Here is a 12,804-nt window from a genome sequence, read left to right as displayed (position 1 = left end):
CCATAATGCCGCCCAGCGCCAAAGCGCATCGGCAGTCTCATTTTTGCTGGCGAAGTGTAGGCCTTCCCGGCTCGGCGTGCCTGGTCCCCATCGACCCCTATGCTCCAAGTACTGGATTTTTCCCGAAATAAAGACATGCCAAACCCAGTTCAGCATAGTGGGAGGATCAGGCTGGTGGGGCACTCGGCTCCGCAGCTGTCCCCCGACCTTCGGACTCCTCCTTTATGCCGCTGCGCTGAGCGCCCCGCCAGCCAGATCATTCAAGCAGGGTGGTGTGCGGACTGCGCGAACCACAGACGCTCGTTGCCGAGGGCGCTGGGGTGGGTGGCGCGGCGTGGACTTGGGGTTTTGCCAAATAAAGAAGGAGGCCGCAGGCCGGGTGACATTCGCGGAGTCACTCACCCCAGCGCCCTCGGGCCACTCACGCTTGAGCCTCAGTTCTTGACTTGCGAAAGATCAGGCAAGCTCGGCTGGAACGGTGTTTTGTTCCGATACCTCTGTTCCTGAGTACTAGCGCGCCAGCACCCGGTAAATGGTGGCCGCCAGTTCCTCCACCACGAACTTGGCGACGTAGGCATCGGCGCCCACGCTTTTCACATGCGCCTCGTTGGTGGTGCCGGTCAGGGACGAATGGATGATCACCGGAAGGCTCCTGAAACGCGGGTCCTGCTTGATGTTGCGCGTCAGCGTGAAGCCGTCCATCTCGGGCATTTCCAGATCGGTCAGAACCAGGGCAACCTTGTCCTTGATGGTCTTGCCTTCGGCCTCGGCCTGCTGAGCCATGAGCTGCAAGCGATCCCAGGCTTCCTGGCCGGTCTGGGTCATGATGTAAGTCACATTCATGGCCTTCAGTCCGTCCTCGATCATCATTCTGGCCAGCGCCGAGTCGTCCGCCGCCAGAATCACGGTGCCGGGCGGCAAGTGAACCCTGGAGCCGAGTTCGGGGTCCTGCACCGCTGGCGGCTCCTGTCCCAGCACATCGCGCAGGATCTGCTCCACGTCCAGCACCTGCGCCAGACGGGCGTTCTCCACATCGCCATCGAGCTGGGCAATGCTGGTCACCAGGCTGCCGCCGGTGCCGGCGGCGGACAGCACCTGCTTCCACTCCAGCCGCACGATCTCGTTGACCTCTTCCACCGCAAAACCCTGGGTCGTGCGGGAAAACTCGGTGACCATCAAAATACCCGGGCCCTTGTTGGGCTGGCAGCCCATGATGCGCGGCAGGTTGATCACCGTGATCATTTGCCCCCGGATATTGGCCACACCCATGATGTTGGGCGGCGCATTGGCCAGCATGGTGATCTCGGGCATCACCAGAATTTCGCGCACCTTGAACACGTTGATGCCAAACAGTTCATGCCGGTCCGAGCCCGGCGCCTGCCCCAGACGGAACAACAGCAACTCGAACATGCTGCTGCCGGCCAGATTGGTCCGCTCGTCGATTTCACGCAAGTCTGTGCTCATGGGTTCATCCGTTCAATGCTGCTTGAGGCCTGCGGCCTCTCCGGTGTCAATGGTAACGTGCTCGTAACCGGGCCGGCTTCACAATCCCTGACGCGGCCACAGCACCCAAAGCCGCAACGGCTGTTTCAGATGCGCCGCCAGTTCCGCCGCGGAGGCACCCCAGCCGGCAAAATAATCGGCTCGCACGCCGCCCGTGATGGCGCTGCCGGTGTCCTGCGCCAGCACCAGTTTTTGCAGGTTCGCGGCAGCGCCGCTGGAGGCCAGCCAGACCGGTGTGCCGTAGGGAATGCTGCCGGGGTCCACCGCAATCGAGCGCCCCGGCGTCAGCGCCACGCCCTGCGCCCCTTTCGGGCCCCAGACAGCATCCTGCTTCGACAACGGCTCTTCCCGGAAAAACACGGTGCGCGGATTGCTCCACAGCAACTCGTTGGTGCGCCCCGGATTGCGTGCCAGCCAGGCCTTGATGGCCGGCCAGGAGGCATCGCGCACCTGGCCTTGGTCGAGCAGCCAGCGACCGACGCTTTTGTACGGCTGCTCGTTGGAGCCGGCATAGGCCAGCCGCACCAGCACCTGCGTGCCATCGTCCTCGGTGATGCGCAAGCGCCCGGAGCCCTGGATCTGCAAAATCAGCGCGTCCACCGGGTCCGCTAGAAACGCGATCTCGCGCCCCTTCAGCAGCGCCTGCACCGGCGCCAGGGTATCGATCTCCTGGCGCGTAAACCAGGGTTTGCGTTGCGCCAGACCGGGCGGTGGGCGGTACAAGGGCACGGAGAATTCGGCCGTGGCCTTGCGCGAGGCCTCCAGCAAGGGCTCGTAATAAGCCGTCAGCAAACCTTCGGTGCCGCCCACCAAGGCCTCCACCTGGTAGGGCTGCAGGCGCGCCATCAGCCAGGCCCGCTGCTCGGCAAGCTCGCCAATGCTCAGGCGCCGCACCTCGGCACACAAGGGCGCAAACACCGGTCCCGGCCGCTCGCAACTCTTGAGCCAGGCGTTCCAGGCCTCGTGCAAGGCGTCTTCCTCGAAACCGGGCAACTCGGCCCAGCGCACCGCGGTCCAGCGGCTTTTGCTCTGCAAGATGGGGGCCGGCAAGGCGGCGCCGGCGTCGCGCCGCTCCGGCGCCACGCCGGCAGCCGGCGGACTGCCGGCGGGCAACTGGCGCGGCGCACTGCCGCACGCGGCCAGCATCCCTACAATCAGGCCCATCACCACGGTAGACAGGAGTCGGTTCATGAGTTTGCTGTTGCTTGAGGCACTGGGAGCCTTGCTGCTGCTGTTGCTGATTGTCTGGTGGACCATGTTTGCCGGACGCCCGCGGGGTGAATTGCCGCAGCCCCCGGCACAGCCGGACGAGAGCGCCAACACCGCTTCATCCGGCGGCGCTGCGCAGCAGATTGGCAAGCTCGACCGCTGATTTGACTTCCATTTTGTCGAATACGCGGGCCCGGTGCACTTCCACCGTCCGCACGCTGATGGCGAGCCGGTCGGCAATCAACTTGTTGGGCAGGCCGTCCACCACCAGCCGCATGACGTCGCGTTCGCGCTCGGTCAGTTCAGCCTGGCGCTGGCGCACCAGGGCGGCCGCGCGGCGCGCCTGCAGGAACGCCTGCGATTGCGCCAGCGCCTGCTCGACCCGGTCCACCAGGGCGTTGTCGGAAAACGGTTTCTCACAGAAATCGAAGGCGCCGCGCTTGACCGCATCGACCGCCGTCGGCACGTCGGCGTGACCGGTCAGGAAGATCACCGGCATGGCCAGGTGCAACTGGCGCTCGATCAGCCAGTCGAACAGCGCCAGACCGCTCATGCCGGGCATGCGAACATCGAGCAGCAGGCAACTGGGCCGCTCCCGCGCCACGGCACTGGCCAGCTGGCTCTGAAACGCCTCGGCGCTGTCGAACACCTCGCTGGTCAAACCGCGTGAGCGCAACAGCCAGGCAAAGGCCTCGCGCACGCTGGCGTCATCGTCGACGACAAAAATCAGGGCATCAATCACGGGCTGCATAAGACAATGTTAAGCCACGCTGTCGGCCGGCAGGGTAAATATGAAAATCGTGCCGCGCGGCAGGTTGGGCTCGAACGCCAGGGCACCGCCATGCTGTTCCACCACCGTGCGGCACAGACTCAAACCCAGACCCATGCCCTCGACCTTGGTGGTGAAGAACGGATTGAACAATTGCTGGCGCACTTCGGGCGCGATACCTTCACCCAGGTCGGCCACCGCAAACTCGATCCATTTCTTGCGGTCGCCGCCCTTGGCCCGGCGCACCCGCAACAGCAGCAGGCGCTCCACGATGTGCGCAAAATCCATCGCCTGCATCGCGTTGCGGGTCAGGTTGAGCAGCACCTGCTCCACCATGGTCCGGTCGCACAGCACCGGCGACAGGTCGGGCTCGACCTCGGTCTGGACCCGCACCGAAAGCTGGCGCGCCTGCAAATTGACCAGCGGCAGGATGTCGTCCAGCAAAGCCTGCGGCGTCACCGCTTCACGCACCTGGTCGCGCCGCCGCACAAAGCCGTGCACACTGCGAATCACCTTGCCGGCCCGCTCCGCCTGCTCGGCAATGCGCTGCATGGCGGTGGCCAGATCGGCGCCATGCTGCGGCGCCCCGTCGGGCCATCTGCGCAGCAGGTTGATGGAGCCGGCGGCGTAGCCCGAAATGGCGGCCAGCGGCTGGTTCAGTTCGTGACTCAGCAGGGAAGCCATCTCGCCCAGCGTCGCCAGCCGGGCGCTGGCCTGCAACCGTTCCTGGCTGGTGCGCGAGAGTTCCTCGACCCGGCGCTGCTCGCTGATGTCGATCAAGGCACTCATCCAGCCGCTGTGCACGCCCTGCGCGTCGATCAGCGGCGCCTCGATCACCAGCACCGGAAAGCGGCTGCCGTCCTTGCGCATGAAGAGCGACTCGAAGCCCTCGCGCGGCGGCAGGGTGCCGGCCTGGCGTATCACCTGGGTGCGCTGGTATTCCTGCACCAACTCGGGTGGCCAGTAGGGCTGCGGCATGCCATGGCCCAACAACTCGGCGGCCGAGAAGCCCACCATCTGGCAAAAAGCCGGGTTGACATAAGTGATGCGGCCCTGCAGATCGCGCGCCCGCATGCCGGTCACCAGGGAGTCCTCCATCGCCTTGCGAAACGCCAGGGCATCGGCCAGATCGTGTTCCGCCTTCAGGCGTCGCCTCATGTCCTTGGCCAACAGCGCCAGCACCGAGACCAGGGCGATCGACATGGCCGTCACCAGCGCCGTCAGCACATTGGGAAACAGATCGGGAGCGGCGCGCCAGCTGTCGACCCGAAACACCAGGGTGGTGCCCGGCAAATCCATCAGTTGCTGGGCGGTGAAAACACGATTGCCCCGGTGTCCCAGTCCGCGCACCGCCAGACGCGTGCCATCGCCCTCGGTGAAGGATATTTCATGGCTGCGCATGTTCTGGCGCCCGATCAAGCCTTCCAGCACTTCCGGCAAGGCGTAGCTGGCGACCAGATAACCCACGATCTTGCCGCCGGTCTCCAGGGGCAGGCACAGTTCCATCACCTCCATGCCCAAGCCATCCATCATGGGCACAAAGTTGCTGCTGGCATAGGCCGGACCACTGATCCGGCGCGCGTTGGCGCAGGCCAAGGCGACCTCGGACTGGGCATGGTCGCGGCCGATGCGTTCGAACACCGGAGGTCGAAACGGCGTGTCGGCAAACGCGCGCAACTGCAAGGCGTTGTCGCGCCACTCGACGCGCACCAGTTCGCGGTGCTCGCGCAACAGGCCGGCCGCCTCGATGGCCCAGGAGCTGGGCGTCGGATCGTTGTACTGCAAGGCCTGCAAGCCCTGCACATTGCGCCCCAACGCGGCCTGCAGGTCGCCCACCGCTTGCGCCGTGTCGCGCTCCAGCCGGCTCTGCACCTGGCTGGCTTCATAGACCCCGGCCAGCCAGACCAGCATGGTCAGCAAGGCCGCCACCAGCAACAGCAGCGCCACCCACAGCGTTCTCCGGCGCAGGGTTGCCGGCGGGCGTTGCTCGAGCGGTGCCGGATTCAACGTGCCGGCCCGCCCGAAGTGCCGCTGGCGCCGTCGCTCTTGCCGTCACCAGCGGCCGACTTGTGCGCCACCTTGCTGATTTTCGGGTCAGCCCAGCTGCCGTCGATGTGAAACTCCTGGGTCGCCGCCTCGGCCAGCGGTTTGCGCAAAAACAACTGGGCCAGAAAAGTGCCCAGGCCGACCGCCGGATTGATCACCGAGGCAATCAAGGAGGCGGTACCGGCATTGATCTCGGGCACCACCACCACCTTGATGTCCTGTGTTTCCCGGGCGATGTCGGCACGCCCCTCCATCAGCACGGCGGCATTGACGCCCTTCATCTGCAGATTGTTGGTCTTGGCGATGCCTTGTTCGATGGCGATATCGCCGCGCAGAAAATCGAAGGCGAAGCCCTCGCTGAAAACATCCCGGAAGTCCAGCGTCAGGCGCCGCGGCAAGGCTTGCAGGCTGAGCACCCCCAGCAACTTGGCAATGCCGGGGTCGGCCTTCAAGAACTGGCCGCTCTCCACGTTGACCGTGAAGGCGCCCGTCAGGGACGGGTAGTCGAGGTTGAAGGGCGAGCCCAGCCAGGCGATCTGGCCCTCCATCTGGCCGCGCCCCTTGCGCACCACGTCACGCATGCCGAAACGCCCCAGCAACTCACCGCCGTCTGCCATCTCGAGCTTGAAATTGAGCACGGTACGGCGGCGCTCGGGCCCATAGCGCGGCGACGGGGCGGCCCCGCCCTGGGCCGCGATGCTGGCCCAGTTGCCGCTGGCGGTCAGCACCGCTTCGGGCGTCACGACGTTGAATTTGTTGAGCCGCCATTCGCGCGCGCCGCCGTCGCGCGCCGCCGCCCGGTTGATCGCTTCCACCTCCAGCCGTCCCAGCCGTTTGCCGCGCAGCTCGAAGTCATCGACCACCACGTCCAGCGCCGGAATGCTGGCCGGCTGCTCGCTCAGGATCGCCTCGACCTCGCTGGCCGCGCTTTGAGCGATGGTCAAGCGGGCCAGCCGCGCATAGAGGCGACCGGCACCGGCGTCCGAGGACTGGCGGTATTCCAGGTAGCCATTGAATTCGCTGGCATCCGCGTTGGCGCGCCACAGCAGTCCGTCGCGCGAACCGCCCACCACCACGTTGTGGAGCTTGCGCCCGCCGAAGGTCAGTTCCCGTGCCCGCAGCGCCACGCTGCTGGGCAGATAGCCCAGCGCGGCCGCACCGGCGCCGCCACCGGTCAAAGTCGCGCCAGTGGCCTGCGACAAAACAGCGCCCCAGGCATCCAGGTCGAAGGCGTTCAGGCTGATGTTGGCAACCACCCCCTCTTCCGGCAGTGGGGCCGACTCGGCCGGCGTCAGACCAACCGCCAGGCTGCCCCGCGTGACGCGCGGCTCCGGTCCCGACAAATCGCGGAAATACACCAGCGACGCCAGTTTCCCGAGGTCCAGCGTCAGTTGGTCGCGCAGCCGCAGTGGCGAACTCAGCAGCGACTCGCGCAGCAGTGCCGTCTCCAGCCGAAACGGCAAGGCGCTCTCGGCGCTCTTGGTCAACGGCGCCGGCAGGCTCAAGCCCAGCCCCTGCAAATTGCTGGACACCAGCAACTCGGGCTCGCCGCGGCGAAACGACAGCACAGCCGTGTAGGCGGCGCTGCCGCTGGCCTGCTGCGCCAGACGCGCCACAAAGCCCAACTCCCGGGCTTGGCGCAAGCCCTCGGCGGACGCCGTGCCGCTGGCGCGCAAGGTAATGGCAGGCGCTACTCTGGCGGCATTGCCGTTGGCACCAAGGGCCGCCAGCGAGCCGCCCTCCAGCCGCATCTCGCCACCCAGCATGCGGGCCTGGCCGCCAACGATGGAAAAACCGCTTTCGGAAAAATTCACGACGCCCCGGGAGCGGCTCAGGCGCGGCGTGTCGGGCGTCATCTGGATGTCGTTGCCGGACAGCGTGACGCTGCCCTGGACCGTGGATTTTTCAAGGTTGGCAATCGGCAAGGTCAATTTCAATTTGTAATCGGCACTGGCACTGCCCACGGCGCGGGCCAGGGCCTGCCCGGTCATGGCGCCCAGCGGCGAGCCGTTGACCAGCGCCAGGCCGTCCGCCAAGGCACCCCGAACGTCGGCCGTGACAGTCACCTGGGCGTGCCGCAAATCGGGGATCAGGGCATCGACCTTGTTGACCTGCAGACCGGCGCCGGGGCCGATCCTGGCCCGCGCGCCGCGGACCTGCAACTGGGTGCGGTCGAACACCAGTTCGCCGCCGAGTTGCAGCAGCGCCGGCCAGGGCAGGGCATCGGCCGGCTGCAGGTTGCGCGGCACATAGGCATAGCGGGCATTCTGCACATCGGCCGCAATCCGGAACTCGCCCTGCCTCGGGTCGGCAAAAGGCATGTCGTTGAGGTCGCCCCGGACCTTGAACCGGACCGCGCTGGCGCTGCCGGCTTGAATCGCGTCGCGCACATAGTCACGCGCCGGCCGGTGAATGATGCTGGGCAGATAGCGGTGCACCCGGGTACCGTCGGCACGACTGAGCGTGCCCTGCAGATCAAGCACGCCGGGGAAGCGCGAGCGGCCGCTGGATTTGCCCGGGTCGCTGGTTTCCCATTTGAGCTGCGCCTCGCCCTGTGCGTCGGCGTTGCTGAACTTCAGGTTGGCGACCTGCACCGCAATGCGTTCTCCGCTGAGCTGCCACCGGGCCTCGCCCGAGGCCTGGGTCACGGCAATCACCGGTTCATCGAATATTTGCGGCAACGCGACCGAGCCATTGGCCAGGCTGATGCTGGCCTTGCCGGCCGCCTGGTTGAAGTCAAAATCGATGCTGGCGCCGCGCACGCCGGGGCTGTCGGCCACGCTGTCGAGTTCCAGTTGACTGACCCGCCCCTTGATCTCATATTTGCTCAAGGCCTCCGGCGGCCCCTGCCAACTGGCCTGTATCCGCTCCACCAGCCCCTTGGGCGCATAGGCCAGCAGGGCGGTGCGCACGGCGGCGTCCAGCGGCAAGCGGTTGGCAATCTGCGATAAGGCGCTCAGATCGAGCTTGTCGGCCTTGAGCTCGCCGCGCGCCGCCAGCTTGCCCTCGGCACCCAGGTAGCTGACGCTGACATTGCCGCCCGGCCAGTGCAAGCCGTCGGCGCTGTCGAATTGCAGCGCCTGGGTCGAGAATTCAAAGCCCGAGGCCAGCAACTTGCCGCCCAGCCGGCCGCGCACCGATTGCAACTCCAGCGCCTGCAACTCCCGCCCCAGGGTAACGCTGACCTGCCGCAGGGCCACGTCCGCCGCGCCGCCTTGCACCTGTCCCTTTTTGACGTCGACCCAGGCCGTCAGCGCGCCATCACCCTGGCGCAGATCGATGCCCAGTTCGGCATAGCGCCGCAACTCGGACAGGTCGACCCGGCTGAAAGCGGCGTACAGCTGGCCTTCCCAATCCTGCCAGCGGCCGTTGTTGCGCGACAGCAAAGGCTGCTGGAACAGGCCGCGCAGGCTGAAGCGCTCGCCCCACAAGGCCGGCGGCGTGGCGTCCAGCCGCAGGTCGTGCCGACGCAAGCGGTTGCGCAGCACCAGATCGACCTGCTTGAGTTCCAGCGTCGGCGCCGCGCGCAACTCATCGGTCCAGCGGATGGTGCCGTCGTGAATGGCAAACTCGATCTGCGAAAAAAACCAGTCGGCGGCGGCATCGTCGGGACCGCCGTCTTTCGAAAAATCGAGCCCGGCGACGCTTATTTTTCCATCCAGGCCACGCCGGATATTGAGCTCGGGCCGATCCACATAGAGCTGCTCGAAACCCAGGTACCAGAGCGAGCGCGGCGACAAGGAAGCCAGCACGCGCGGCAGCAGCAAGGCTTCGCGGCCCTGCGCATCGAACAACTGGACATTGCTGATTTCAAACGACGGAATCATGCCGGTCGAATGCGCCACGATGGCCCCAATGCGCACCGGTACCCGCAGGATATGTGTGGCCCGCGCTTCCAGCAACGGGCGAAACTCGCCGATTCGCGGCACAATCAACCAGTGCAACGCGCCCCAGGTCGCCCCACAAAGAAACCACGCCGTCACGGTCAACCAGAGCGACCAACGTGCTACGGTCGTCATTACTTTCAGCCGTGATGAAGGGGCAGGCGTCGCGTCAATCATTTGGAACCCATGGACATGACAGGAATTATGACCGGCCCCGCTTTGTCTTCGCACTCGCGCTGGTACCAGCGGGTGCGGCGCCGCTTTGACGATCAACTGCACTTATTGCCGCCCGGCGTGCCCGACAAGGCCGCCATGGCGCAGGCCCTGGCGGCCCTGGGCGCCAGCGGCCTGGGCCTCGGCAGCGCCTTGCGGGTGGTCCGGCAACTGGTGCTGGCGCGCCTGCTGTGTCTGGACTGCGAGCAGCAGGCCAGCCTGGCGCAAATCACCCAGGCGATGACCGAGCTGGCCGAGTTTGCCCTGGAACGCGCCTGCGCCGAGGTGCAGCAGACGCTGGCGCAATACCATGGCTTGCCCGGCAGCGCCAGCGGCGAGCCGGCGCAGCTGTGGGTCGTCGGCATGGGCAAGCTGGGCGCCCGCGAGCTCAATGTCTCCAGCGACATCGACCTGATCTACGTGTACGACCAGGACGGCGAAAGCAGCGGCGACGCGCAGGGGCGTGGGCGCATCTCGAACCAGGAATACTATGCCAAGGCGGTGCGCGCCCTGTACGCCCTGATCGGCGATGTGACCGAGTACGGCTTTGTCTTTCGGGTCGATCTGGCGCTGCGGCCGAACGGCAACTCCGGCCCGCCGGCGGTGTCGCTGGGCGCGCTGGAAGAGTATTTTCATGTGCAGGGCCGCGAGTGGGAGCGCTTTGCCTGGCTGAAAAGCCGCGTCGTGGCCCAGTTGGGTAGTGCCGACCGCAGCGCCGCCCAGAGCCTGCGCAGCGTAGTGCTGCCGTTCGTCTTCCGGCGCTACCTGGACTACAGCGTGTTCGACTCGCTGCGCGTGCTGCACCGGCAAATCCGCGACCATGCCGGCAAACGCAGCAGCGGCCACCCGGAGCGCGCCAACGACGTCAAGCTGGGGCGCGGCGGCATCCGCGAAATCGAATTCATCGTGCAACTGCTGCAAGTGGTGCGCGGCGGACAATTTCCCGAACTCCGAACCCGCCCCACCCTGAGCGCCCTGCCCCGTCTGGTGAAGGCCGGCCTGATGCCAGCGGCCAGCGCCCAGGCACTGGCCGAGGCCTATGAATTCCTGCGCCGGGTTGAGCACCGCATCCAGTACCTGGACGATCAGCAAACGCATGTGCTGCCCACCCAGGACCATGACCTGGACTGGATTGCCAGCACCATGGGCTATGCCAGCTCAGCGCCACTGCTGCACCAGCTCGACAGCCACCGCGAATTGGTGGCGCAGGAGTTCGATGCCTTGCTGGGGGGCGGCGCGGACAAGGAATGCAAGGGCTGCAACGGTGGCAAGGGTGGCGCCAGCGCACCCGGCTTCGACGAATTGCTAAAGCAGTTGCCGGAACAATTTCGCGCCCGCGTGGCCAGCTGGCGCGAGCATCCACGGGTGCTGGCCTTGCGCGAGGACTCGCGCGCCCGCTTGCTGCGGCTGATATCACGCACCGCGCAGTGGGTCGGCGAGGGCCTGGTCAGCGAAACCGCCGCGGTCCGGCTGGCCGACTGGATGGAGCCGCTGCTGCGGCGCGAAAGCTACCTGGCCTTGCTGCTGGAGCGGCCCAAGGTGCACGAGCGCCTGCTGCGGTTGCTGGGCGCCGCGCGCTGGCCGGCGCGCTACCTGCTGTTGCACCCGGGCGTCATCGACGAGCTGGCCAATGCGGCCATGCTCGATGAGCGCTTCAATGCCGCCGACTTCGAGCATGAACTGGAGCACCGGCGCGCCGCGCTGGTGGGCACCGGCGAGGACGAGGACGACGAGACGCTGCTCAATCTGCTGCGCCGCGCCCATCACGCCGAGGTCTTTCGCACCCTGGCGCGCGACCTGGAAGGCCGCCTGACGGTGGAGCAGGTGGCCGACGACCTGAGTTCGCTGGCCGACGCGGTGTTGCGCGTGACCACCCGCTGGTGCTGGAGCCGCCTGGGCAGCAAGCACCGCGAGCAGCCGCAGCTTGCCATCATCGCCTACGGCAAACTGGGCGGCAAGGAGCTTGGCTACGGCAGCGATCTGGACATCGTGTTTGTCTATCAGGACGCGGACGAACGAGCCAGCGAGGTCTACCCCAGCCTGGTGCGCAAGCTGATCAACTGGTTGACGGTGAAGACCGGCGAAGGCGATCTGTACGAGATCGACACCGCGCTGCGCCCCAACGGCAACTCGGGCCTGCTGGTCACCAGCTTCGACGCCTACGCCAACTACCAGCAGCAGCGCGGCTCCAACACCGCCTGGACCTGGGAGCACCAGGCCATGACGCGGGCCCGCTTCGTGCTGGGCGACGAGGCCTTGAGGCAGCGCTTCGATACGATCCGCAAAGCCGTCATTGCGGCACCGCGCGACGCCCGGGAGCTGAAAAACGAGATCGTCAGCATGCGCAACCGGGTACGCGCGGCGCACCCGGTGAAGGAGCAGTACTTCGACGTCAAGCACAGCGCCGGCGGCATGATGGACGTGGAATTCGTCATGCAATACCTGGTGCTCTCGAACGCGGCGGCGCACCCCGAGTTGATGGACAACACCGGCACCATCGCCCTGCTGGAGCATTCCGAGGTGATCGCCCTGCTGCCCAAGGGCATAGGCCACGCCGCCGCCGGCGCCTACCGTGAGCTGCGCCGGGTGCAGCACCGGGCGCGCCTCGATGAGGCACCGACGCAGGTCTTGTTGCCCGATTTGCAGGAACAACGCGACGCCGTGCTGGCGCTCTGGAACGCGGTGCTGGGCAACCCTGTTTCCTGATCCCAAGCTGGCGGCACAGGCCAGAATCGCTGGCCTGTGCCGCTTGGCTGTGTTTCGACAAGACCAAAGGCTTGCTGTGGTCAGTGATGCCGGACCGGGCGAGTTTCAGGTTATTGCATGCGCAGCGGGCTACAAATCCAATAGCAACTATTGAGATTTTCATAAATCATGGCACGCACAAGAAACACGCTGTCATGCCGGACTTGATCCGGCATCCATGGATTGCGGGTCAGGCCCGCAATGACAACGCCGCATCCGTTCCTGCGCAACAGTGTCGTGAATTTCGAAAACCTCGATAAAAGAGTACCAACAACCTCAGCCAGCCGCTAAAGCTGTGGGTGCTGGGGTGGGGCCTGAACCGCCTGCGCAGCATCGAGCGCGATGGCGTGCAGGTCGACTACCGCTACTACGACGGCGCCGACCGGGTTGTCCAAAGTGGCCCCGGCGGCACGCTGCCACTGGGCTATGTGAACG

Annotated in this window: 7 protein-coding genes; 2 read left to right on the top strand and 5 right to left on the bottom strand. The window is 66.0% G+C overall.

All coding sequences use genetic code 11. The features are described from left to right. Positions 1–510: 510 nt before the first annotated feature. Both PHS32_RS10850 and PHS32_RS10845 read right to left on the bottom strand, forming a co-directional pair. Positions 511–1,464, bottom strand: a complete 954-nt coding sequence (locus PHS32_RS10850) for a chemotaxis protein (protein ID WP_301078972.1) — start codon at positions 1,462–1,464, stop codon at positions 511–513. Between the two features lie 78 nt (positions 1,465–1,542). Further along, a complete protein-coding gene (locus tag PHS32_RS10845; protein ID WP_301078971.1) occupies positions 1,543–2,760 on the bottom strand; it encodes an MltA domain-containing protein in 1,218 nt (405 codons plus the stop codon). Here PHS32_RS10845 and PHS32_RS10840 point away from each other — a divergent pair. Beyond that, positions 2,693–2,875: a hypothetical protein gene (locus PHS32_RS10840; protein WP_301078970.1), complete on the top strand. Its 183-nt coding sequence runs from the start codon at positions 2,693–2,695 to the stop codon at positions 2,873–2,875. The two genes, PHS32_RS10845 and PHS32_RS10840, sit on opposite strands and share 68 nt — an antisense overlap. On the opposite strand, the gene PHS32_RS10835 is transcribed toward PHS32_RS10840, so the two are convergent. Genes PHS32_RS10835 through PHS32_RS10825 form a run of 3 tightly spaced genes read right to left on the bottom strand, consistent with a single transcriptional unit; the run spans position 2,831 to position 9,546 of the window. Beyond that, positions 2,831–3,463, bottom strand: a complete 633-nt coding sequence (locus PHS32_RS10835) for a response regulator (protein WP_301078969.1) — start codon at positions 3,461–3,463, stop codon at positions 2,831–2,833. The genes PHS32_RS10840 and PHS32_RS10835 overlap by 45 nt on opposite strands. A gap of 9 nt (positions 3,464–3,472) precedes the next feature. Beyond that, complete coding sequence (locus PHS32_RS10830) at positions 3,473–5,488, bottom strand: PAS domain S-box protein (protein WP_301078968.1); 2,016 nt, start codon at positions 5,486–5,488, stop codon at positions 3,473–3,475. Next, positions 5,485–9,546: a YhdP family protein gene (locus tag PHS32_RS10825; RefSeq protein WP_301078967.1), complete on the bottom strand. Its 4,062-nt coding sequence runs from the start codon at positions 9,544–9,546 to the stop codon at positions 5,485–5,487. The genes PHS32_RS10830 and PHS32_RS10825 overlap by 4 nt, the downstream gene beginning before the upstream one ends. Before the next feature lie 57 nt (positions 9,547–9,603). Between PHS32_RS10825 and glnE the strand changes: the two genes are divergently transcribed. Further along, complete coding sequence (glnE, locus tag PHS32_RS10820; RefSeq protein WP_301078966.1) at positions 9,604–12,330, top strand: bifunctional [glutamate--ammonia ligase]-adenylyl-L-tyrosine phosphorylase/[glutamate--ammonia-ligase] adenylyltransferase; 2,727 nt, start codon at positions 9,604–9,606, stop codon at positions 12,328–12,330. Positions 12,331–12,804: the final 474 nt, after the last annotated feature.

The sequence above is a fragment of the Rhodoferax sp. genome, assembly GCF_028714215.1.
Lineage (GTDB): Bacteria > Pseudomonadota > Gammaproteobacteria > Burkholderiales > Burkholderiaceae_C > Rhodoferax.
This window is presented reverse-complemented; position numbering and strand designations above follow the sequence as displayed.